Raw genomic sequence first — 21,772 nt, 5'->3', positions numbered from 1 at the left:
GATCATGACGCACCCGAACGACCTCCCGCTACATGCCCTGCAGTTTTATGCCACGGCAGCCTATCCCTGCAGCTATCTGCCGGGCCGGCTGGCACGTTCTCAGGTCGCCACACCCAGTCACCTGATTCAGAACACCACCTATTCGGAACTGGTCACGCTGGGCTTCAGGCGCAGCGGCATGTTCACCTATCGCCCCTACTGCGATGGCTGCAAGGCCTGCGTTCCCCTGCGAATTCTGGCCCAGGAGTTTCGCCCCAGCCGCAGCCAGCGGCGCGCTGCAAAACAGCATGGGCAACTTGTCGCCTCCATTCAGCGCCTGCACTACTCCGACGAGCACTACCAGCTCTACCTACGCTACCAGCAGCACCGCCATAGCGGCGGCGGCATGGACAACGACAGCGTGGACCAGTACACGCAGTTTCTGCTGCAAAGCAGAGTCAACTCCCGATTGGTCGAGTTCCGCGAGCCGGGCGCAGACGGCCAGCCCGGCACACTCAAAATGCTCTCCATTCTGGACGTATTGGAGGACGGGCTGTCGGCGGTCTACACCTTCTACGATCCGGAAGACCACGCCAGCTACGGCACCTTCAATGTGCTGTGGCAAATTCAGCAGGCGAAGGCCATGAACCTGCCTTATGTCTATCTTGGTTACTGGATCTCCGAGAGTCAGAAGATGCGCTACAAGGCCAGCTTTTTGCCACATGAGATTCGCCAGGGCGAGCTATGGCAACGCGTAGACAGGCAGAGCATTGTGCGCTCGCAAATTGAAGAGTGACGCCACAAAAAACTGCACATGGATATATGAGCGGATGACATGGCTGCAAGGCTGCAGCACCGCTAGAATGCCCCCATCCCGCAAAGTATCTCCAACGCATGAAAAAAGACGACCTATCGGCCTCCGCAAAGCCCAGCGTCCAGGTTCTGGAACGCATGTTCACGTTGATCGACGTGCTGGCATCGCGTGAGGAAGCGGTTTCTTTGAAGGAGATCAGCGAACGCACGGGCCTGCATCCATCCACCACGCACCGCATCCTCAATGACCTTGCACTGGGCCGCTTTGTGGATCGCCCCGAATCAGGCAGCTACCGCCTGGGCATGCGCTTTCTGGAACTGGGCAACCTGGTCAAGGCCCGGCTGAACGTACGTGAAGTGGCGCTGACCCCCATGCGTCAGCTTTACAAGCAGATTCAGCAGCCCATCAGCCTGTCCGTGCGCCAGGGCGACGAGATTGTCTATGTGGAACGCGCCTACAGCGAGCGCTCCGGCATGCAGGTGGTACGCGCCATCGGTGGCCATGCCCCTTTGCATCTGACCTCCAACGGCAAGCTGTTTCTGGCGGCCGATGACGCCCAGCAGGTGCGCGCCTACGCCATGCGCACCGGCCTGCCAGGCAAGACCCATTTCAGCATCACCCAGCTGGGCGACCTGGAACATGAGTTGGCCAAGGTACGCCAATACGGCATTGCCCGCGACAACGAAGAGCTGGAATTGGGCGTGCGCTGCATGGCCGCCGGCATTTACGACGACCAGAGCAAGCTGATTGCAGGCCTGTCCATCTCTGCCCCTGCAGACCGCCTTGATGAGAGCTGGGCCCCCAGGCTGCAGGCCACGGTTCAGGAAATTTCCGTGGCGCTGGGTTTCAGCGGCACACGCCCGGCCCCGGCTCAAGCAACGGCCAACCCCTATAGCCGCAGCCAGCACGGCTGAATCTCTTCGCTCCAATGACTGGAGCGAGCTCATCTCGCAATCTGCAAAAGGGCTGGAAGGCCATTTCAGATATGGACCCAATAAAAAAGGTTCATCGCGCATTACCGGGGAAGGCTGCGCGAATCTTCAGAAAGAAATAGTCCTGATCGCGGTAGCCATAGGCCCGGCGCTTGATGACCTTGATGGTGTTGTTGATGCCCTCGACAACACTTGTGTTCAACGGATGCCGGCATCGGGCGATGATCCCGTGCAGGTAGCTTTGCAAGCGCTGAGCAAAGGTGCTCAGTGCTGTAATACCGCTTTGGCGCGCTTGCTCACACCAGTGCTGCCAGGCGCGATGCGCCCAAGCCGGACGACGGTAAAACCACAGCTGTTTTAGCTCATCGCGCAAGACGTATACCGCCATTAATGGCTCATTGGCCGCCAGCAGCTCCTTGAGCTGCACTGCTTGTTGAGCCTGCAGCTTGTTGCGATTGCGCAGTAGCAACCAGCGGCTGGACTTGAGCACCTTGCGCGCCAAGGGCTGTTGGCGCAGCAAGTTGGCCTGATCGACACGCACTCGGTCGATAACCTCCCGGCCATACTTGGCCACGACATGGAACAGGTCATAGACGATCTCGGCGTTGGGGCAGTTGGCCTGGATCTCCAGCTCGTAGGCAGTAGTCATGTCGATAGCAACCGCGCGAATGCGCTGGGCAACGCCAACGGGCAACTGCTCGAAGAACTGGCGGGCCGTCTCGCGTGAGCGCCCTTGCCCCACCCACAGCACCTGCCGGCTGATGGGGTCGATGACGACTGTGGCGTAGCGATGGCCCTTGTGCAACGCAAACTCGTCCATTGCCAAGTACTCGATCCGCTCCCATTGCGGCTGCGCGGTAGTGGCCAGCAATAAGGTCTTGTCGATGGACTTGACCGTGTGCCACCCAAGATCGAAGAAGGCCGCGACTGCCTTGATGCTGCTGCTGCGAAGCAACTGGCTGCACGCCTGTGCCAGACGGTCTGTGACGCGCTGGTAGCGACCGAGCCAGCTGAGTTTCTCCAGGCGCGGGCCACCACAGCTATCGCACCACAGACGCCGACGCGGCACATGCAGCACCACCTTGTACTCGAACAATGCCAGATCGCGCACGCGCCGTGTCGTGGTCTCATGGACTTGGCTGCACTGCGCACCGCAGCGTTCGCAATGCATGACGCTGGCCTGCGGCTTCAGATAGATCGACACGGTGCGGCTATCGCCCTGGGGCCACTGCACACGTTCAACCTCGTAGCCCTCCCAGCCGCCAAGAGCCTGCAATAACTTCGAGTCCAGCATTTGATTTGTTCTCCGATGTCAGCTTCGCTGTCGTCAGATTACAAAACGAACGGGCTCATCTCCACGGAATTCCTCGATGAACCATAAAAAAGCGCTACCGAGGTAGCGCTTTTTTGCTGACGGACCTGGCCCTCGCCAGGCTCAGCCGCGGATACGGCTGGCAATCGTGTTGCTGGCTGTGGGGCCCTTGCTTTCCATCCAGTGACGCACTCGCTCGGCATCTGCCAGGCGGCTGAACTTGCCTGCGGAATCCAGGAACACCATGATCAGCTTGCGCCCGGCCACATGGGCCTGCATCACAAGGCAGCGTCCGGCTTCGGAGATATAGCCGGTCTTTTGCAGGCCGATATCCCAGTTGTCGCTCTTGACCAGACGGTTGGTGTTGTTGAACTGCAGCGTGCGACGACCCACGGCCACTTCATAGCCGGGCGATGTGGAGTATTCGCGCATCAGCGGATCCGCATGGGCCACCGCCACCAGGCGCGCCAGATCGCGCGCGCTGGACTGGTTGCTGCTGGACAGGCCGGTGGGCTCGACATAGCGCGTGTCCTTCATGCCCAGCTGCAGCGCCTTGGAATTCATCAGCTGCACAAACTGCGCCAGACCGCCGGGATAGGTTCGTCCCAGGGCATGGGCAGCACGGTTCTCGCTGGACATCAGCGCAAGATGCATCATCTCGGCGCGCGTCAAGGTGGTACCTACACGCAGGCGAGAGCTGCTGTGCTTTTCGGTATCCACATCGTCCTGCGTGATGGTGATCATCTCGTCCATGGGCAGACGGGCCTGAGAGATCAGCAGACCGGTCATCAGCTTGGTCAACGAGGCAATGGGCAGCACGGCCTGATCGTTCTTGCTCAGCAGAACCTCATGTGTGTCCTGGTCGATCACATAAGCCACGCTGCTTTGCAGATCCAGAGGATCCGAGACGGAGTGAAGACCCGCCATCTGCCCGTAGGACAGGCGTGCGGGCTCGACCGCCGCGGCAGTTGCTGCCGCCGCAACCGCAGCACCGGTGGCTCCTGCCCTGGCCAGACGCTTCTTGCCGCCGGTCTTCTCGTCTCTTTCGGCCTTGGCTGCTAGAACAGTCTTGCCGCCCTTCTTGCTTGCAAGCTTGGCGTCTGCCTTTTCCGGCTTGCCCTTGGCGACCTTTGCGCTTTTGGGCTGGGCTGCAGCACGAGCCTTACCAGCCGGCTCCTTGGCCGCTTTCTTCGCAGAAGCCGCAGCAGCCACGGGCTTTTTGGAGTCTTTCTTGGGCGCCGCCGCATGCGCTGCCGGAGCAGCCAGAGCACAGCTCAACAGAGCCAAAGACACCACCTGGGTGAGTTTTGCAAGGCGAAATGGACGCAGCAGCTGCATGCGATACTCCAGACAACAAGGTGTAAGGATTTAATTCAATCAAAAAAGTTGTGCAGTGACAAGCACTTGCACAACCTTCTCGATAATCTGAGTGAAATTATAAATCCAGCAGTCAACCTTGTGCTGCAACAACTTCCTGATTGCTATGCAATTTGTTCAAAGCGCTCAGATAAGCCTTGGCCGATGCGACCACAATATCGGGGTCAGCACCCACTCCGTTGACGACGCGACCACTGCGCTGCAAGCGCACCGTCACCTCGCCCTGACTCTCGGTTGAGCCGCTGATGGCATTGACGGAATACAGCACCATTTCTGCACCGCTCTTGACTTCGGACTCGATGGCCTTGAACGAGGCATCGACCGGACCATTGCCGTCGGAGCTGGCCTTGATTTCCCGGCCTGCATTGCTGAAGACCACGCTGGCATGTGGGCGCTCACCTGTTTCGCTCTGCTGGGCCAGCGAAATGAACTGGAACTGATTGTCCTGGTGCTCCGCTCCTTCGGCATTCACCAGCGCCAGAATGTCCTCGTCAAAAATCTCGCTCTTTCGGTCCGCGAGCTCCTTGAAACGCGTGAAGGCCTGGTTGATGGCAGCTTCGCTGTCCAGTTCCACCCCCAACTCCTGCAGGCGCTGCTTGAAAGCGTTGCGACCACTGAGCTTGCCCAGCACGATCTTGTTGGCCGCCCAGCCCACGTCCTCGGCACGCATGATTTCGTAGGTGTCACGCGCCTTGAGCACGCCGTCCTGATGAATGCCGGAGGCATGGGCAAAGGCGTTGGCTCCCACCACAGCCTTGTTGGGTTGCACCACAAAGCCCGTGGTCTGGCTGACCAGGCGGCTGGCGGCCACGATATGCTGGGTATCGATATTCACATCCAGGCCGAAGTAGTCCTTGCGCGTCTTGATGGCCATGACCACTTCTTCAAGTGAGCAGTTACCCGCGCGCTCCCCAAGACCATTGATGGTGCATTCGATCTGGCGCGCACCGCCGATCTTCACGCCCGCCAGAGAATTCGCAACCGCCATGCCCAGGTCGTTGTGGCAATGCACGGACCAGACGGCCTTGTCGCTGTTGGGCACGCGCTCGCGCAGGTTGCGAATGAATTCACCATAGAGCTCGGGAATCGCGTAACCCACGGTGTCGGGCACGTTGATGGTGGTTGCACCTTCCTTGATGACCACCTCGATCACACGCGCCAGAAAATCGGGTTCGCTGCGATAGCCGTCCTCCGCGCTGAACTCGATGTCTTCGATGAGATTGCGCCCGAAGCGCACCGCCTGCTTGGCCTGCTCCAGCACCTGTTCGGGTGTCATGCGCAGCTTTTTCTCCATATGCAGCGGGCTGGTGGCGATGAAGGTATGAATGCGAGCGCGGTTGGCATCCTTCAACGACTCGGCCGCACGCGCGATGTCGCGGTCGTTGGCGCGGGAGAGCGAGCAGACCGTGGAGTCCTTGATGGCACGTGCAATGGTCTGGATGGACTCGAAGTCGCCATTGGATGCCGCAGCAAACCCCGCCTCGATCACATCGACCTTCAGACGCTCCAGCTGACGGGCAATACGCAGCTTTTCATCGCGTGTCATGGAAGCGCCGGGCGATTGCTCGCCGTCACGCAAGGTGGTGTCGAAAATAATGAGCTGATCGGACATGGTGGGGACTCTCTATGTGATGGCGCCGGTAGGCACCTGTTTTGACTGGAGGATTGCCGACAAAAAAGCCGGTGCGCTTTTGGCGACACCGGCTTTGAACCTTTTATGCAGCTACCGCCTCTTCAGCGACAGCGGTAACGCGCTGTACTCCCGAGATGATGGCGCGCAACGAGGCGGAAACGATATTGGCATCCACCCCTACGCCGTAGCAGACCTGAGCATCGTCCACGCGCAATTCCACATAGGCAATCGCCTTGGCATTCGCACCCTCGCCAATCGCATGCTCGGCATAGTTGAGCACGCGCACATTGCGACCGACGTTAGCCGACAACGCCTGCACGAAGGCATCAATGGGGCCCGTACCTTCGCCTTCCAAAAAATACTTTTCTCCGGCGATCTCGATGTGGGAAGTCATATTGACCACGCCATCTGCCTCGCTCAGGCGATATTGAGGCGCCTTGACGGTGTTGACTCCATATTCGCGCTGGAACAGCTCCCACAGATCCGCAGCCGACAATTCCTTGCCGCTGGCATCCATCTCGCGCTGCACGACCTGGCTGAACTCGATCTGCAGGCGACGAGGCAGCTGAAGCCCGTATTCGCTTTCGAGCAGATAGGCAATGCCGCCCTTGCCCGACTGGCTGTTCACGCGAATCACCGCCTCATAGCTGCGACCCAGGTCCTTGGGATCGATGGGCAGATAAGGCATATCCCAGATATCGCCTTCCTTGTGGGCGGCGAAAGCCTTCTTGATGGCGTCCTGGTGGGAGCCGGAGAAGGAGGTGTAGACCAAGTCACCCACGTAAGGATGACGAGGATGCACGGGCAACTGGTTGCAATGCTCAACCGTTGCACGGATATCGTCGATGTCGGAAAAATCCAGGCCGGGGTTCACGCCCTGGATATACATATTGAGCGCCACATTCACCACGTCCAGATTGCCGGTGCGCTCGCCATTGCCGAACAGGCAGCCTTCCAGACGGTCCGCGCCGGCCATGAGGGACAACTCCGCTGCCGCCGTTCCCGTGCCGCGGTCGTTATGAGGATGGACCGAGATCACCACGCTGTCACGGCGCTTGATGTTGCGATGCGTCCACTCCACCATGTCGGCAAAGATATTGGGCGTGGAATGCTCCACTGTGGTGGGCAGGTTGATGATGCACTTGTTCTCGGGTGTGGGCTGCCAGACATCGGTGACGGCGTCGATCACGCGCCTGGAGAACTCCAGCTCGGTATCCGAATACATTTCGGGCGAGTACTGGAAGGTCCACTTGGTGTTGGGGTGCTGGGCCGCGATGTCCTTGAACATCTGCGCATTGGTCACGGCCAGCTCCACGATCTCGTCTTCACTCATGTTCAGCACCACGCGGCGCATCACGGGAGCCGTGGCGTTGTAGAGATGGACAATGGCGCGAGGTACGCCTTCCAGCGCCTCGAAAGTGCGACGAATCAGGTGCTCACGCGCCTGTGTCAGCACCTGTACGGTCACGTCGTCGGGAATGCGGTTTTCCTCGATGAGCTTGCGCATGAAGTCGAACTCGATCTGCGAAGCCGAAGGAAAGCCCACTTCGATTTCCTTGAAGCCGATCTTCACCAGTTGCTCGAACATGCGCACCTTGCGCTCGATGTCCATGGGCTCGATCAGGGCCTGGTTGCCGTCACGCAGATCCACGCTGCACCAGACCGGGGGCTTGGTGATGACCGCGTCGGGCCAGGTGCGATCGGTCAGACGCACGGGGGCGAAAGCGCGGTATTTGGTGGAAGGGTTTTGCAACATGGTGAGTCTCTTTAGTCGAAATTAGAGGAAATTGAACCCAGCTCCAGCGACGCCCAAAAGCAAAAACGGCCCGTCGCTGATGCTACGGGCCGCCAAGTAGGGTGTGTTTGTACGCGCGCGCTACTTTCTCTGCCCGTTGGACATTAGTAGTAGAGCTAGCGACAGGTTTTGCATGCGGCTCACTTTAACACAAGAAAAGTTGACAGGGCCAGGATTTTTTGGAGCCGCACTTCAATCGTCGTGCAGACCACGCTCATCGGGCTCGTCCTTGGAGGTTGCCACGATGCTGACCTGCTCGCCCTTGGAACGGCGCCAGGCGTAGATCACATAACCCGAGATCGAGTAACCGACAAACACCAGGAACAGCATGGTTGCAGGCTCGATGCTGACCACGGCCATCAGCAGGGCCACCACCACCAGCGAGACAAATGGCATGCTCTTGGCGCCGCCGATGTCCTTGAAGCTGTAATAGGGAATATTGGTGACCATGGTCAGGCCTGCGAACAGCGTGATGGCGAACATGATCCAGGACAGATCGGCCCTGTCCGTGGGATAACCCCCGAACCAGGAAATCACATCGCCAAAGATGGGCACGTCGCGATGGGAAACCATCAGGGCACTGGTCAGCCAGATAAAGCCCGCCACCAGAGCCGCTGCCGCAGGTGAAGGCATGCCCTGGAAGTAGCGCTTGTCCACCACGGCCGTATTCACGTTGAAGCGAGCCAGGCGCAGTGCCGCGCAGGCGCAATACACAAAGGCGGCAATCCAGCCCCAGCGCCCCAGGGGACGCAAGGCCCATTCATAGGCAATCAGCGCAGGCGCGGCACCAAAGGACACCATATCGGAGAGCGAATCCATCTGCTCGCCGAACGCGCTTTGCGTGTGCGTCATGCGCGCCACGCGACCGTCAAGACTGTCGAGCACCATGGCGCAGAAAACACCCACGGCCGCCAGTTCGAACTTGTTGTTCATGGCCATGACGATGGCGTAGAAACCGCCAAACAGCGCTGCCAGCGTGAACAGATTGGGCAGCACATAAATGCCTTTGCGCGGCTTGCGCGGCATTCCACTCAGATCGGCAGAATCATTGCTGTTTTGCATCAAACAGACCTCCAGTGCTTGCATGTCAGATGCATGCAGCTATTAAAACGATAGTATTTCAAGCACGGCCATCATGACCATGTCCCTGCCACCAGTGTACCCGCCACACAGATCGCATCCGGAATGAAAAAAGGCCACCTCGAAGGTGGCCTCTTGCCCAAGCACAGTCATCCGGCTTGCGCCGAATGACTTGCCTGCATCAGTTGCGGGTCTGGTCGACCAGCTTGTTCTTGGAGATCCAAGGCATCATGGAGCGCAGCTGACCGCCCACTTGCTCGATGGCGTGATCGGCGTTCTGGCGACGACGGGCAGTCATCGAAGGATAGTTCAGGCGGCCTTCGCTGATGAACATCTTGGCGTATTCACCGCTCTGGATGCGCTTGAGGGCGTTGCGCATGGCCTTGCGGGATTCTTCGTTGATGACTTCGGGGCCGGTCACGTACTCGCCATACTCCGCGTTGTTGGAGATGGAGTAGTTCATGTTGGCGATGCCGCCTTCATACATCAGGTCAACGATCAGCTTCAGCTCGTGCAGGCACTCGAAGTAAGCCATTTCGGGAGCGTAGCCAGCTTCGGTCAGCGTCTCGAAGCCCATCTTCACCAGCTCCACGGCACCGCCGCACAGCACGGCCTGCTCGCCGAACAGGTCGGTTTCGGTTTCTTCCTTGAAGTTGGTTTCGATGATGCCGCCCTTGCCGCCGCCGTTGGCGGAAGCATAGGACAGGGCCACGTCACGAGCCTTGCCGGACTTGTCCTGGTAGATGGCGATCAGGGAAGGCACGCCGCCGCCCTTCAGGTATTCGGAGCGCACGGTGTGGCCGGGGCCCTTGGGGGCGACCATGATCACATCCAGATCGGCGCGGGGCACGACCTGGTTGTAGTGCACGTTGAAGCCGTGAGCGAAAGCCAGTGTAGCGCCGGATTTGATGTTGGGCTCGACGTTGTTCTTGTACACCTCGGGGATGTTCTCGTCGGGCAGCAGGATCATGACCACGTCGGCAGCCTTCACCGCGTCGTTCACTTCCATCACGGTCAGACCGGCCTTGCCGACCTTGTCCCAGGAAGAGCCGCCCTTGCGCAGACCGACCACAACCTTCACGCCGCTGTCGTTCAGGTTTTGAGCATGTGCGTGGCCTTGGCTGCCGTAGCCGATGATGGCAACAGTCTTGCCCTTGATCAGGCTCAGGTCACAGTCCTTGTCGTAGAAAACTTTCATGATGGCTCCAGGTCTCTTATCTTGAGGGGGTTAAAAAGGTTTGTTCAGATTCAAAAGTGGTGCAACGCAGCCATTAGACACGCAGAATGCGTTCGCCACGACCAATACCCGAGGCGCCTGTGCGAACGGTCTCAAGGATGGCAGTGCGATCAAGGGCTTGCAGGAAGGCGTCGTTCTTGGACTGGTCGCCGGTCAGCTCAACGGTGTAGCTCTTCTCGGTCACGTCGATGATGCGGCCGCGGAAGATGTCCGCCATGCGCTTCATTTCCTCGCGTTCCTTGCCGACGGCACGCACCTTGACCATCATCAGCTCGCGCTCGGTGTAAGCACCTTCGGTCAGGTCCACCACTTTAACCACTTCAATCAGTCGGTTCAGGTGCTTTGTGATTTGCTCAATCACATCATCCGAGCCCGTGGTGAGGATGGTCATGCGCGACAGAGAGGGATCCTCGGTCGGTGCAACTGTCAGGGATTCAATGTTGTAGCCACGGGCAGAAAACAGGCCCACGACGCGTGACAGTGCTCCAGGCTCGTTCTCGAGCAGCACGGCAATAATGTGTTTCATTGGGAGATTCCTCTTTTCGCCGCCCTCCCCTGACACCGGTAAGTGCCAGGCTCGGCGGACAATAGATTCGTCAAAAAATGCTATTTAAAATATAGCCACTTGGGATTGACATGTAAGCGCTTGATGCCGATTTCATTGGAAATCGGCTTTCCATGCATCACAGGTCGTCAGCGCCCAGCAGCATTTCCGTGATGCCACGGCCGGCTTGCACCATGGGGAACACGTTCTCGGTCGGGTCGGTGCGGAAGTCCAGGAAGACCGTCTTGCTTTCTTCGCGCACGATGCGGCGTGCCTCGCGCAGCGCAGCTTCGACATCGGCAGGCTTTTCGATCAGCAGGCCACGGTGGCCGAAGGCCTCCGCCAGCTTCACGAAGTCGGGCAGCGAATCCATATAGCTGCTCGAGTAGCGACCCGAGTATTCGATTTCCTGCCACTGACGCACCATGCCCAGGAAGCGGTTGTTCAGCGCGCAGATGACCACCGGGGTGTTGTACTGCTTGCAAGTGGCCAGCTCCTGAATATTCATCTGGATCGAGCCTTCGCCCGTGATGCAGAAGACTTCGGAGTCGGGCTTGGCCAGCTTGATGCCCATGGCGTAAGGCAGACCCACGCCCATGGTGCCCAGACCGCCGGAGTTGATCCAGCGACGGGGTTCATCAAAGCGGTAGTACTGCGCCGCCCACATCTGGTGCTGACCCACATCGGAGGTGATGTAGGCGTCCGCATCCTTGGTCATGTTCCACAGCGTGTCGACCACGTACTGGGGCTTGATGACTTCGGTATTGGACTTGTCGTAGCTCAGACAGTCGCGGCTGCGCCAGCCTTCGATGGTGGTCCACCATTGGGCTACGGCCGCTTCATCAGGGCGCTGCGCCGACTCGCGCAGCATGGCGATCAGCTCGTTGAGCACATCCTTGACATCGCCCACGATGGGCACATCCACCTTCACGCGCTTGGAGATGGAGGAAGGATCGATGTCGATATGGATGATCTTGCGCTCCACCGACATGAAATGCTTGGGATTGCCGATCACGCGATCGTCAAAGCGCGCACCCACGGCCAGCAGCACATCGCAGTTCTGCATGGCATTGTTGGCTTCGATGGTGCCATGCATACCCAGCATGCCCAGGAACTTCCGGTCGCTGGCCGGGTAGGCGCCCAGGCCCATCAGCGTATTCGTGACCGGGTAGCCCAGCATGTCCACCAGCTGACGCAGTTCGTTGCAGGCATTGCCCAGCAGCACGCCGCCGCCGGTGTAGATATAAGGGCGCTTGGCCGTCAGCAGCAACTGCAGAGCCTTGCGAATCTGGCCGGCATGACCCTTTTTGACAGGGTTGTACGAGCGCATTTCCACTTTCTCAGGATAGCCCGTGTACAGCGCCTTCTTGAAGGACACGTCCTTGGGAATATCCACCACCACAGGGCCGGGGCGGCCGGTGCGGGCGATGTGGAAAGCCTTTTTCATGGTCTCGGCCAGCTCGCGCACATCCTTGACCAGGAAGTTGTGCTTGACGATGGGACGAGTGATGCCCACGGTGTCGCACTCTTGGAATGCGTCGGTACCGATGTAATTGGTCGATGTCTGTCCCGCGATCACCACCATGGGGATGGAGTCGGTATAGGCGGTGGCAATGCCCGTCACCGCATTGGTCAGACCGGGGCCGGAAGTCACCAGCGCCACGCCCACTTCACCGGTGGCACGCGCAAAACCGTCGGCTGCATGCACGGCCGCCTGCTCGTGGCGCACCAGCACATGCTGAATGCTGTCCTGCTTGTAGAGCGCGTCGTAGATATAGAGAACTGCCCCGCCAGGGTAACCCCACAGGTGCTTGACACCTTCGGCCTGAAGCGACTTGATGAGGATTTCGGAGCCCATCAATTCCTGGGCGCCCTTGGGGGACGATGCGGCGGCTGCAGAGGCCAGCTCGGCTTTGGAGATTTCCATGATCAACCTTTGTGAATTTCTCTAACGAAAAACCTTCGGTGCCCTTAGCCTGAAGCCCTTGTGAGGCCGGTTTAGGACTTAAGACCACATGCCATGGACGTTTGTGTGTACGCCGGACCGTGATCCGTTTGCTTCTTTAAGTTGAAGATCATTATCGCACTGCAACAAGACCTTCAAATGCAGTACACAAAAAAACATCATCGGATGCGATAATCTGCCGCTTTCGCCACTACCTAACTCCCGCTTTCTCCAGGGTTACTCTCTCTTGGCCACAGAACAAGAACTGTCTGCATTCCTCAAAGACGTTGAAAAGCGCGCCTTCAAACGCAGCGTTTTCCACGTCCGCGACGAGGAGGCCGCCCTGGATATCGTGCAGGACAGCATGCTCAAACTGGCCCAGCACTATGGGGACAAACCGGTCAATGAACTGCCCATGCTGTTCCAGCGCATCCTGTCGAACAGCACCCTGGACTGGTTTCGCCGCCAGAAGACCCAGAAAGCCGTCTTCACCCACTTCAGCGACCTGGAGTCCTCCGTAGACTCAGACAGCGACTTCGACTGGCTGGAAACCTATGCCACCAACAGCGACGAATCGGCCGCCAGCAACGCCGAGAGCCTGACCGAACGCAAGCAGACACTGCAAAGCATAGAAAAAGAGATACAGGAGCTGCCTGCACGTCAACGCGAGGCCTTTCTCATGCGTTACTGGGAAGAGATGGATGTCGCGGAGACCGCTGCCGCCATGGGTTGCTCAGAAGGCAGCGTCAAAACCCATTGCTTTCGCGCCATCCAAACATTGAGCAAGGCACTCAAGGCCAAAGGAATCGAGTTATGAAATCCGTGCCCACCCTCCGGCAAGAACAGGCCGTCGACCGTATCGCCCGTCAAATCACTGCCCGACTGAGTGAGGGTGAAGCCTTGCTCCCGTATGAAGTCACCGAACGTCTGCGCGCCTCCCGTGAGCAAGCCGTGTCCATACGCCGCCGCGAAGCGTCTGTACTGCTCGTTCAGACTAGTACCGCGACATCTGCCCAGGGCAGTACCCTGACACTGGGCAGCCCCGACGAGGGTAACGGCTGGTGGCGCACCCTGGTCTCGGCCATCCCCGTTTTTGCACTCATTGCGGGCCTGGTAATCTACAACTCCGACACCGAACAAAGTATGCTGAGCGAAGTCACCGAGGTCGATACCGCCTTGCTGACCGATGATCTGCCTCCTGCTGCCTACTCTGACCCTGGCTTCATCCAGTACCTCAAGACCTCGGCAGCCACCCCATCAGAACACTAAACAGCCTGCCACCTCTGCCTTGATGCCCACTGAGAAGCGCTCCCTCCTGAAACCCGACATCACCGCCGCCATCATGGCGGCGCTGTTGTTGGTGGCCTTGAGCTGGACAGGATGGAATGTCGTGCAGCAAGTCAGGCTGGCACCCAGCTCCGTCCCCCCCGCCACGGTAGCTGCATCCAGATCCATGCATGCAGACCCGTCCACGCGCCAGAGAGCATCGGCACAGGCTTCGGGTCCACGCTGGGGCGAACTCAGCAGCCACCAGCGCGAGATTCTGCAGCCGCTGCAAGAGCGCTGGGCCATGATCGGCTCGGTACAGAAGCGCCGCTGGATTGCCCTGGCGGATGGCTTTGACAAACTCAGCGAGCACGAACAGCAAAAACTTCATGACCGCATGGAAGCCTGGTCCGGCCTGAGTGCCGCCCAGCGCAACCAGGCTCGCCTGAACTTCGCCATTACCAACAAGCTCGCGACAGACAAGCAGGCCCAGTGGGAGGCCTACCAGGCTCTGAGCGATGAAGAAAAGCGACTGCTGGCCGCCCGCGCCACCCCCAAGGTGATAAGCGCCGCACCGGCCATCAAGCCTGTGCCCTCCAAGAAGCTGGCGCGCATTCCTGCTGCCACGGCCTCCCCCAATACCGTCCCCAATCTGCCCAAGATTCCGCCCGCGACCATTCATCACCCACCACCGCCCGTGCCCGCAACCCCAGCCATGGTGGAGACGCACCCCATCCGTACGCCCTCGGTGATTGTGGAGACGGCTCCCGTGGACATTCCTCGCGCCACCCCGATCACCCTGCCTCCGCTGGATGCGCCAGGTCAAGACTCGCACCAATGACAGTGCCGATGCGGCAAGCCGAGTTTCAAGCCTGCTGACCTGGACCCTACAATTCCCTCATGCAGCAAGACACCCCGATCCGCGAAGGCAGTGCAGCACCCTCAACCACTCCTGACTTCATAGCACCAAGCCTGCGTCGCCGCATGGCTTGCTGGCTCTACGAGGGCATGCTTTTGTTTGGCGTGGTGTTCATCGCCGGCTATTTGTTCGGCACGTTGTCTCAGACGCGCAATGCACTCGACAATCGGCATCTGCTGCAGGCCTTCATGCTGGTGGTGCTGGGGATTTACTTTGTCTGGTTCTGGAGCAAGGGCCAGACGCTGGCCATGAAGACCTGGCATATCCGCGTGGTCGATACACAAGGTCGCCCCTTGACGCAAACCCGCGCCCTGCTGCGCTACGCAGCCAGCTGGATGTGGTGGCTGCCACCGCTGGCCCTGCTCTACCCGCTGGGCCTGCCGCCACTGGAGGTGCTGGTGCTGCTCATGGGCTGGATTCTGATCTGGGCGCTGCTGAGCCGCTTTCACCCCAGAAAGCAGTTCTGGCACGACGCCTGGGCCGGCACCCAGCTGGTGCATCAGCCCCCAACTCCCAAACGCATCCGCTGACCCGATCTCTCCATGAGCACCTCCTCACCCGACCCCGTCAACCCGCAAAAAAGCCGTACCGGACTGTCCCGGGTGCTGCATGCCGGCGGCTACTCACTGGCTGGCCTCAAGGCCGGCTGGCATGAAAAAGCATTTCAGCAAGAAGCAATCTGTGCTGCCGTCATGCTTCCTCTGGCGCTCTGGCTGGGCCAGGGCTGGGAGCAGACAGCGCTGCTGGCCGGCACCGTCATACTGGTTCTCATTGTGGAATTGCTCAATACCGGCATAGAGGCAGCCATAGACCGTATCGGCCCCGAATGGCACGAGCTGTCCAAGAAAGCCAAGGACATGGGCAGCGCCGCTGTATTTCTGGCCCTGTGCCTTTGCGGAGCCGTCTGGGCTGCCGCTCTCTATCACCGTTTCATCGTATGACTCAACCCGCTTTTTCCATTTGCGTGTACTGCGGCTCACGCCCCGGCACCAACCCTCAATTCACCGAAGTCGCCAAGGCCGTGGGCCAATGGATAGGCTCGCGCGGCGGCCAGCTGGTCTATGGCGGTGGACGCAGCGGCCTGATGGGCGTGGTGGCCGAAGCCACGCAACAAGCTGGCGGCCGTGTAGTCGGCATCATCCCTCAGGCACTGGTCGACAAGGAACTGGCCAACCAGGCCTGCGACGAGCTGCACATCGTCAAGAACATGCACGAGCGCAAGGCCATGATGGCCGAGCGCAGCGATGCCTTCGTGGCCCTGCCCGGCGGCATCGGCACGTTTGAAGAGCTGTTCGAAGTCTGGACCTGGCGCCAACTGGGCTACCACGACAAGCCCGTCGGCATTCTCAATGTGGATGGCTATTACGACGCCATGCTGCAGTTTCTTCAGTCCTGCGTGGGCAACGGCTTCATGGGCGAGTGGCAGATGGGCCTGGTCGAAAGCGGCAGCGACACCTCTGCCCTGCTGCAAAATCTCGTCCAGAATGCCGGCAGCCAGCTGGATACACCGCCTCTGCGCTCGGTGATCTAAGCCCTGAAAACTCTCTGCAGGGCGACGTTCGCCGGCCTGCAGGCAGTGCGCACACCCACCCCCCGGGCCATGAAAAAAGCCAGACACAAGGTCTGGCTTTCTGACTGGGGCGCATGACCGGGGCGCGACATGGCGACTTAGACAGCAGTGTCGTCCAACTCGCCCGTGCGGATGCGCACCACCCGCTCCACGGGGGTGATGAAGATCTTGCCGTCACCAATCTTGCCGGTGCGCGCGACATTGACGACTGCATCCACGCAGCGGTCCACGTCTTCATCTCGCACCACGACTTCGATCTTCACCTTGGGCAGAAAATCCACCACATACTCGGCGCCACGATAGAGCTCGGTGTGGCCTTTCTGGCGGCCAAAACCCTTGACTTCGGTCACGGTCAGACCGTTCACCCCACACTCGGCCAGGGCCTCGCGCACTTCCTCGAGCTTGAAGGGCTTGATGACGGCAGTAATCATTTTCATGGGGCTGGTTCCTCAATTGATTGAAATCGGCAAAACACCGGAGGCAGAACCTCAGGCGCGAAATTTGTTGGTGATGGGATAGCGCCAGTCCTTGCCGAAGCTACGCATCGTCAGACGTGGACCGACCGGCGCCTGGCGACGCTTGTACTCATTGATTTGTATCAGACGCGTGACCCGCTCCACATCCGCAGGCGCAAAGCCCTCGGCGACGATGGAGCTTATGCTCTCGTTGTTTTCCATGTAGCGGGACACGATGGCATCCAGCACCTCGTAGTCCGGCAGGCTGTCCTGATCCTTCTGATCGGGGCGCAACTCAGCACTGGGCGGACGCGTGATGATGCGCTCGGGGATGGGATCGAGCCCCGTGCCGAAGGGATCGTTGGCATTGCGCCAGCGTGCCAGCGCAAACACCTCGGTCTTGAACACATCCTTGATGACGGCAAAACCGCCGGCCATGTCGCCGTACAGCGTGCAATAGCCGGTGGACATCTCGCTCTTGTTGCCTGTGGTCAGCACGATGGAGCCAAACTTGTTGCTCATGGCCATCAGCAGGGTACCGCGAATGCGGGCCTGCAGATTTTCCTCGGTCGTGTCTTCGGCGCGCCCGGCAAAAGTGCCTGCCAGCGCAGCCTTGAAGGCTTCGAACTGCGGCGCGATATCGATTTCTTCGTGCTGCACGCCCACGCGCTCGGACATCTCGCGCGCATCAAGCCAGCTGATATCGGCCGTATAGGGCGAAGGCATCATGACCGTGCGCACCTTGTCCGCACCCAGCGCGTCCACGGCGATGGCCAGTACCAGGGCCGAGTCCATGCCTCCCGACAGGCCGATGAGTGCGCCCGGGAAACGGTTCTTGCCCACATAGTCGCGCACGGACAGCACCAGCGCAGACCAGAGCGCCTGATGGTGGCCCGGCAGAGGCCTGACTTCGCCCATCAGCGTCACGCCGCCATCGCCCGCATGCGCAGCCACCATGGGCAGCTCTTCCTCGAAAGCTGCCGCGCGAGCCGACACCTGACCGCTGGCGTCGACCGCAAACGAGCAGCCGTCGAACACGACTTCATCCTGGCCGCCTACCAGATGGGCATACACAAGGGGAACCGCATTTTCCATGGCGCGCTGCGCAATCACCGCCTCGCGCTCGGAGGGCTTCCCGCCATGGAACGGCGAGGCATTGATGACGGCCAGCAACTGGGCGCCGGCGGCCACGGCCGCCCGCGCAGGGCCGGCATGCCAGGCGTCTTCGCAAATCAGCAGTCCGACCTGGATGCCGTCCAGCTCGAAGACACAGCTCTCTTCACCGGCCGCAAAGTAGCGCTGTTCGTCGAACACGCCAAAATTAGGCAGCAGCTGCTTGTAATAGCGCGCAATCCGCTGGCCGTCGCGCAGCACGCTGGCAGCGTTGAACAGTCTCTCACCTTGCTCATCGCGCTGCGGGTGACCGATGACCAGCGCCAGCCCCGGCCATTGGGCACTGGCTTGCTGCAACTGCTGCAGAGCCGCATCGCAGGCTTCCAAAAATGCCGGACGCAGATACAGGTCCTCAGCCGCGTAGCCACACAGGGCAAGCTCGGGCGTGAGCAGCAGGCGAGCACCGTTGGCATAAGCTTCAGCAGCAGCGGCGATGATTTTCTGGACATTGCCAGAGAGGTCTCCCACAACAAAATTGCGTTGGGCACAGCAAATGGAAAGCGTCATGAAAAGCAAGCTAGGCGGTGAGGCCACGAGCCCCCGCGACAATCAGGGCATGGCCGAAAACAAGATTATCACTCGCGTGCTTGCCAGCGTGCAGCAGCTGGACGCACAAACCTGGAATGTGCTGCTGGCCTCTCAATCCACGCCCACGCCCTTCATGCGCCACGAATACCTGGCAGCCATGGAGCAAAGCGGCAGCGCCACGCCCGATACCGGCTGGATCGCCCGGGTCATCACCGTCTGGGACGGCGATGAGCTGCTGGCTGCCTGCCCCCTCTATATCAAGACCCACTCCTACGGCGAATACGTGTTTGACTGGGCCTGGGCGCGCGCCTATCAGCAGCATGGCCTGCCTTACTACCCCAAGGGATTGCTGGCCGTCCCCTTCACGCCCGTGCCAGGCTCCCGCCTTCTGGCACGCACCCAGGCGCTGCGCGTGGCGCTGGTGCATGCCGTCCAGGCCTGGGCAGCCGAGCAGCAGCTGTCATCGCTGCACCTGCTGTTTGGCGATGCCGACGATCTTGCCGCCTGCGCCGCAGCCGGCTGGATGCAGCGCAGCACGGTGCAGTTTCACTGGACGAACACGCCGCCCGCGCCCCCCGCTGCGGGCGGCACTCTGCCCACCAGCATGCAGACCTGCGCCGGCACTGCGGCGACACCGTCCCGCTGGAAGGACTTCGACGACTTTCTGGGCTCGCTGAACCAGGAAAAGCGCAAGAAAATCCGCCAGGAGCGGCGCAAGATACGCGAAGCTGGCGTGAGCTTCAAAGCCATGCAAGGTAGCGACATCGGTGCGCAGGACTGGTCCTTCTTCTACCGCTGCTACGAGCGCACCTACCTGGAACATGGCAACCCGCCGTATCTGACACCGGAGTTCTTTGCGGCCATGGCCTCGGCCATGCCCGAGAACTGGGTGATGTTCATCGCCGAACGCAACGGACAGCCCATAGCCTCAAGTTTGATAGCTATTAACGCATTGCAGTCAACGATTTCATATTCAGATCCATTGTTTTTTGACGGCAGACAAGCGCAAGCAGCTATCAATAACAAGGTCGCCTATGGCCGCTACTGGGGCGCTCTGGAGCGGATCGGCAGCCTGCATTTCGAAGCCTGCTACTACCAGCCCATCGAATGGTGCATCGCCAACGGCTTCGCCCGCTTCGAAGGCGGCGCCCAGGGCGAGCACAAGATGGCCCGCGCGCTGCTGCCCGTGGAGACACCGAGCGCCCACTGGGTGGCCCATCCCGCTTTTGCCGATGCCATCGAGCGCTTCTTGCAGCGCGAGAGCGAAGGCATGGCCCAATATGTGGAAGAGCTGCAAGCCCATAGTCCGCTGCGCAAGGCCTGAAGGCGGAGACAAAAAAGGCCGCTTTGCAGCGGCCTTGAAGCTCAGACTCCAGGAGACATTCAGAAGGTTTCCCAGTCATCCTCATCCAGCGAGGACTTTTGCGCATTACGGGCAGCAGCGGATTCGCCAGCAACAGCCCCTCCCATCAATGAGCGCGGGGCTGCCGGCATGGTGGCAGGACGGGCGGCCACACGACGGACAGGCGCCTGACGCGCCGGGGCGGCAGCCTTGGGGGCCTGGTCATGAAGCGCACTGGCAGGCAGCTGGAAGACGGCCACAGCCTGAACCAGATCCTGCGCCTGCTTGCGCAGCGCACCGGCGGCGGCGGCACTTTCCTCCACCAGCGCCGCGTTTTGCTGCGTCGTCTGATCCATCTGCGTCACCGCCTCGCCGACCTGGGCCACACCCTGGCTCTGCTCCTGGCTGGCGGCACTGATCTCGGCCATCAGATCCGTCACCCGGCTGATCGCCGACACGATGTCGGCCATGGTGGCACCGGCCTTGTCCACCAGCTGCGTGCCCTGCTCCACCCGCTGCACGCTGGTGCTGATCAAGGCCTTGATTTCCTTGGCGGCCTCGGCGCTGCGCTGGGCCAGGGTGCGCACCTCGCCCGCCACCACGGCAAAACCACGGCCCTGCTCGCCGGCGCGCGCCGCTTCCACGGCCGCATTCAGCGCCAGGATATTGGTCTGGAAGGCGATGGAGTCGATGACGGTGATGATGTCGGCAATCTGCTGGCTGCTGTTGTTGATGCCCTTCATGGTTTCCACCACTTCGGCCACCACGGCACCGCCCTGCGCTGCCACCTGGGAAGCATTTACCGCCATTTGATTGGCGGCACGGGCGTTGTCGGCGTTCTGGCGCACAGTAGAGCCCAGCTGCTCCATGGAGGCGGCGGTTTCCTCCAGCGCACTGGCCTGCTCCTCGGTGCGACCGGAGAGATCAGCATTGCCCGAGGCAATCTGCGAACTGGCCGAGGCCACGCCTTCCGCGTTCTGGCGTACCGAGCGCACGGTCTGCACCAGACTGCTTTGCATACGCTCCAGGGCGCTGAGCAAGCGGCCTGTTTCGTCCTCCCGCTCCACGCGGATGACGCCGCTCAGATCCCCATTGGCCACACGGTCCGCGGCCTGCACCGCCTGCTCCAGCGGCGCACGGATGGAACGCACCAGCCAGATGCCTGCCCCTGCAGCCACCAGCACCGCCATCAAGGCAGCCAGGGCAAGCATGCTCACGGCCCGGTCGTAAACTCTCTCCGAAGCCAGAGTCTCGCCCCTTGCCACATCGCTGTTGAACTTGATCAGCTTTTGCAGGGTCACCGAAGACTGGTCATAGAGCTTGAGAGATTCGCCTCCCAGCAATTGCTTGGCCTGCTCTTTATCGCCTCGACGCGAAATTTCGAACAGTTGCTTGTTCAATTCGACGTAACGCTCCCGTTCGCGCAGGAACTGCGTGTACAGCTCGCGCTCCTCGGCAGTGACAATCAAAGGTTCATAGAGCTTTTTTGCCTCCGCCAGGTGTTTCTGCAATTGCTCGAATTGAGCTTCCACCTGAGCCATATAGCCAGGCTCGTCATTGTTGACATGCCGCAACTCGAGCAGGCGGGTGCGCGCCAGATCAGTATTGAGTGTATTGATCACTTCCACACTGGGCAGGGCATTGCCGGTGATGGCTTCAGCACTGGAGCGCATGGAGCGCAGCTGCAGCAATGCCATGGCGACCACCACGACCAGCAGCAAGACCAGAACCCCGAACGTGCCGAGAATCCGCGTGGAGATTTTGATGCTTTTCATTGATTGCACCTCCCTCTATTACCAATTAGTTTTTATAAATACTTCTTTTGAATCCATACCCACGAAGCACAAGAATTCAATTTTTCTGTTCGATCG

20 protein-coding genes are annotated in these 21,772 nt (G+C 60.1%); 9 read left to right on the top strand and 11 right to left on the bottom strand.

Going from position 1 to position 21,772, the window contains the following annotated elements; all coding sequences use genetic code 11:
* Window positions 1–4: 4 nt before the first annotated feature.
* Window positions 5–775 carry an arginyltransferase gene (locus F0P97_RS08910; RefSeq protein ID WP_003066251.1) on the top strand — a complete coding sequence of 257 codons (771 nt, stop codon included), beginning with the start codon at window positions 5–7 and terminating at the stop codon, window positions 773–775.
* Between the two features lie 98 nt (window positions 776–873).
* The gene (locus F0P97_RS08905) at window positions 874–1,707 is read left to right on the top strand and encodes an IclR family transcriptional regulator (RefSeq protein ID WP_182286470.1); all 834 of its coding nucleotides are present in this window, start codon (window positions 874–876) and stop codon (window positions 1,705–1,707) included.
* A gap of 91 nt (window positions 1,708–1,798) precedes the next feature.
* Here F0P97_RS08905 and F0P97_RS08900 read toward each other — a convergent pair whose 3' ends face one another.
* The 8 genes from F0P97_RS08900 to F0P97_RS08865 all read right to left on the bottom strand — a co-directional run bounded on the left by F0P97_RS08900 (window position 1,799) and on the right by F0P97_RS08865 (window position 12,630).
* Window positions 1,799–3,019 carry an ISL3 family transposase gene (locus tag F0P97_RS08900; protein ID WP_182284095.1) on the bottom strand — a complete coding sequence of 407 codons (1,221 nt, stop codon included), beginning with the start codon at window positions 3,017–3,019 and terminating at the stop codon, window positions 1,799–1,801.
* 141 nt (window positions 3,020–3,160) lie between these two features.
* Window positions 3,161–4,375, bottom strand: a complete 1,215-nt coding sequence (gene pbpG, locus F0P97_RS08895) for a D-alanyl-D-alanine endopeptidase (RefSeq protein WP_182286469.1) — start codon at window positions 4,373–4,375, stop codon at window positions 3,161–3,163.
* A gap of 112 nt (window positions 4,376–4,487) precedes the next feature.
* Window positions 4,488–6,026, bottom strand: coding sequence for a 2-isopropylmalate synthase (locus F0P97_RS08890; RefSeq protein ID WP_182286468.1), 1,539 nt, complete (start codon window positions 6,024–6,026; stop codon window positions 4,488–4,490).
* A gap of 103 nt (window positions 6,027–6,129) precedes the next feature.
* Window positions 6,130–7,803: a 2-isopropylmalate synthase gene (gene leuA / locus F0P97_RS08885; protein ID WP_182286467.1), complete on the bottom strand. Its 1,674-nt coding sequence runs from the start codon at window positions 7,801–7,803 to the stop codon at window positions 6,130–6,132.
* Between the two features lie 231 nt (window positions 7,804–8,034).
* Window positions 8,035–8,904: a CDP-diacylglycerol--serine O-phosphatidyltransferase gene (pssA, locus tag F0P97_RS08880; RefSeq protein ID WP_087865766.1), complete on the bottom strand. Its 870-nt coding sequence runs from the start codon at window positions 8,902–8,904 to the stop codon at window positions 8,035–8,037.
* Window positions 8,905–9,103: 199 nt separating this feature from the next.
* Window positions 9,104–10,120: a ketol-acid reductoisomerase gene (gene ilvC / locus F0P97_RS08875; RefSeq protein ID WP_003056637.1), complete on the bottom strand. Its 1,017-nt coding sequence runs from the start codon at window positions 10,118–10,120 to the stop codon at window positions 9,104–9,106.
* Window positions 10,121–10,193: 73 nt separating this feature from the next.
* Window positions 10,194–10,685 (bottom strand): acetolactate synthase small subunit, encoded by a 492-nt coding sequence (gene ilvN, locus F0P97_RS08870; RefSeq protein ID WP_182286466.1) that lies wholly within the window; start codon window positions 10,683–10,685, stop codon window positions 10,194–10,196.
* A 157-nt stretch (window positions 10,686–10,842) separates the two neighbouring features.
* Window positions 10,843–12,630 (bottom strand): acetolactate synthase 3 catalytic subunit, encoded by a 1,788-nt coding sequence (locus tag F0P97_RS08865; protein WP_182286465.1) that lies wholly within the window; start codon window positions 12,628–12,630, stop codon window positions 10,843–10,845.
* A gap of 265 nt (window positions 12,631–12,895) precedes the next feature.
* Here F0P97_RS08865 and F0P97_RS08860 point away from each other — a divergent pair, with 265 nt between their 5' ends.
* The 6 genes from F0P97_RS08860 to F0P97_RS08835 are packed head-to-tail and all read left to right on the top strand — an operon-like array spanning window position 12,896 to window position 16,364.
* The gene (locus F0P97_RS08860) at window positions 12,896–13,465 is read left to right on the top strand and encodes an RNA polymerase sigma factor (RefSeq protein WP_182286464.1); all 570 of its coding nucleotides are present in this window, start codon (window positions 12,896–12,898) and stop codon (window positions 13,463–13,465) included.
* The gene (locus F0P97_RS08855; RefSeq protein ID WP_182286463.1) at window positions 13,462–13,917 is read left to right on the top strand and encodes a DUF3619 family protein; all 456 of its coding nucleotides are present in this window, start codon (window positions 13,462–13,464) and stop codon (window positions 13,915–13,917) included. The genes F0P97_RS08860 and F0P97_RS08855 overlap by 4 nt, the downstream gene beginning before the upstream one ends.
* Before the next feature lie 22 nt (window positions 13,918–13,939).
* A complete protein-coding gene (locus F0P97_RS08850) occupies window positions 13,940–14,755 on the top strand; it encodes a DUF3106 domain-containing protein (protein ID WP_182286462.1) in 816 nt (271 codons plus the stop codon).
* Between the two features lie 59 nt (window positions 14,756–14,814).
* Complete coding sequence (locus tag F0P97_RS08845) at window positions 14,815–15,363, top strand: RDD family protein (RefSeq protein ID WP_182286461.1); 549 nt, start codon at window positions 14,815–14,817, stop codon at window positions 15,361–15,363.
* A 12-nt stretch (window positions 15,364–15,375) separates the two neighbouring features.
* Complete coding sequence (locus F0P97_RS08840) at window positions 15,376–15,774, top strand: diacylglycerol kinase (protein ID WP_182286460.1); 399 nt, start codon at window positions 15,376–15,378, stop codon at window positions 15,772–15,774.
* Window positions 15,771–16,364, top strand: a complete 594-nt coding sequence (locus F0P97_RS08835) for a TIGR00730 family Rossman fold protein (protein WP_182286459.1) — start codon at window positions 15,771–15,773, stop codon at window positions 16,362–16,364. The genes F0P97_RS08840 and F0P97_RS08835 overlap by 4 nt, the downstream gene beginning before the upstream one ends.
* 137 nt (window positions 16,365–16,501) lie before the next feature.
* On the opposite strand, the gene F0P97_RS08830 is transcribed toward F0P97_RS08835, so the two are convergent.
* The gene (locus tag F0P97_RS08830) at window positions 16,502–16,840 is read right to left on the bottom strand and encodes a P-II family nitrogen regulator (protein ID WP_003056652.1); all 339 of its coding nucleotides are present in this window, start codon (window positions 16,838–16,840) and stop codon (window positions 16,502–16,504) included.
* Window positions 16,841–16,891: 51 nt separating this feature from the next.
* Window positions 16,892–18,538, bottom strand: coding sequence for an NAD+ synthase (locus tag F0P97_RS08825; RefSeq protein ID WP_182286458.1), 1,647 nt, complete (start codon window positions 18,536–18,538; stop codon window positions 16,892–16,894).
* On the opposite strand from F0P97_RS08825, the gene F0P97_RS08820 reads away from it, so the two are divergent.
* The gene (locus F0P97_RS08820) at window positions 18,537–19,883 is read left to right on the top strand and encodes a GNAT family N-acetyltransferase (protein ID WP_182286457.1); all 1,347 of its coding nucleotides are present in this window, start codon (window positions 18,537–18,539) and stop codon (window positions 19,881–19,883) included. The two genes, F0P97_RS08825 and F0P97_RS08820, sit on opposite strands and share 2 nt — an antisense overlap.
* 59 nt (window positions 19,884–19,942) lie before the next feature.
* Here the strand turns inward: F0P97_RS08820 and F0P97_RS08815 are convergent, their stop codons facing one another.
* Window positions 19,943–21,676, bottom strand: coding sequence for a methyl-accepting chemotaxis protein (locus F0P97_RS08815; protein WP_182286456.1), 1,734 nt, complete (start codon window positions 21,674–21,676; stop codon window positions 19,943–19,945).
* Window positions 21,677–21,772 lie beyond the last annotated feature (96 nt).

This window comes from Comamonas testosteroni (assembly GCF_014076415.1).
Lineage (GTDB): Bacteria > Pseudomonadota > Gammaproteobacteria > Burkholderiales > Burkholderiaceae_C > Comamonas > Comamonas testosteroni_F.
Note: the sequence above shows the minus strand (reverse complement) of the source record. Positions and strands in the feature narration are given on the sequence as shown.

Excerpts from the sequence above, each read along its gene's own strand:
- F0P97_RS08850 (WP_182286462.1), top strand. The coding sequence starts at position 13,940 with ATGCCCACTGAGAAGCGCTCCCTCCTGAAACCCGACATCACCGCCGCC.
- ilvC (WP_003056637.1), bottom strand. The coding sequence starts at position 10,120 with ATGAAAGTTTTCTACGACAAGGACTGTGACCTGAGCCTGATCAAGGGC.
- ilvN (WP_182286466.1), bottom strand. The coding sequence starts at position 10,685 with ATGAAACACATTATTGCCGTGCTGCTCGAGAACGAGCCTGGAGCACTG.
- F0P97_RS08890 (WP_182286468.1), bottom strand. The coding sequence starts at position 6,026 with ATGTCCGATCAGCTCATTATTTTCGACACCACCTTGCGTGACGGCGAG.
- F0P97_RS08830 (WP_003056652.1), bottom strand. The coding sequence starts at position 16,840 with ATGAAAATGATTACTGCCGTCATCAAGCCCTTCAAGCTCGAGGAAGTG.
- F0P97_RS08820 (WP_182286457.1), top strand. The coding sequence starts at position 18,537 with ATGAAAAGCAAGCTAGGCGGTGAGGCCACGAGCCCCCGCGACAATCAG.
- F0P97_RS08815 (WP_182286456.1), bottom strand. The coding sequence starts at position 21,676 with ATGAAAAGCATCAAAATCTCCACGCGGATTCTCGGCACGTTCGGGGTT.
- F0P97_RS08840 (WP_182286460.1), top strand. The coding sequence starts at position 15,376 with ATGAGCACCTCCTCACCCGACCCCGTCAACCCGCAAAAAAGCCGTACC.
- F0P97_RS08905 (WP_182286470.1), top strand. The coding sequence starts at position 874 with ATGAAAAAAGACGACCTATCGGCCTCCGCAAAGCCCAGCGTCCAGGTT.
- F0P97_RS08835 (WP_182286459.1), top strand. The coding sequence starts at position 15,771 with ATGACTCAACCCGCTTTTTCCATTTGCGTGTACTGCGGCTCACGCCCC.
- F0P97_RS08865 (WP_182286465.1), bottom strand. The coding sequence starts at position 12,630 with ATGGAAATCTCCAAAGCCGAGCTGGCCTCTGCAGCCGCCGCATCGTCC.
- pbpG (WP_182286469.1), bottom strand. The coding sequence starts at position 4,375 with ATGCAGCTGCTGCGTCCATTTCGCCTTGCAAAACTCACCCAGGTGGTG.
- pssA (WP_087865766.1), bottom strand. The coding sequence starts at position 8,904 with ATGCAAAACAGCAATGATTCTGCCGATCTGAGTGGAATGCCGCGCAAG.
- F0P97_RS08825 (WP_182286458.1), bottom strand. The coding sequence starts at position 18,538 with ATGACGCTTTCCATTTGCTGTGCCCAACGCAATTTTGTTGTGGGAGAC.
- F0P97_RS08910 (WP_003066251.1), top strand. The coding sequence starts at position 5 with ATGACGCACCCGAACGACCTCCCGCTACATGCCCTGCAGTTTTATGCC.
- F0P97_RS08900 (WP_182284095.1), bottom strand. The coding sequence starts at position 3,019 with ATGCTGGACTCGAAGTTATTGCAGGCTCTTGGCGGCTGGGAGGGCTAC.
- F0P97_RS08845 (WP_182286461.1), top strand. The coding sequence starts at position 14,815 with ATGCAGCAAGACACCCCGATCCGCGAAGGCAGTGCAGCACCCTCAACC.
- F0P97_RS08855 (WP_182286463.1), top strand. The coding sequence starts at position 13,462 with ATGAAATCCGTGCCCACCCTCCGGCAAGAACAGGCCGTCGACCGTATC.
- leuA (WP_182286467.1), bottom strand. The coding sequence starts at position 7,803 with ATGTTGCAAAACCCTTCCACCAAATACCGCGCTTTCGCCCCCGTGCGT.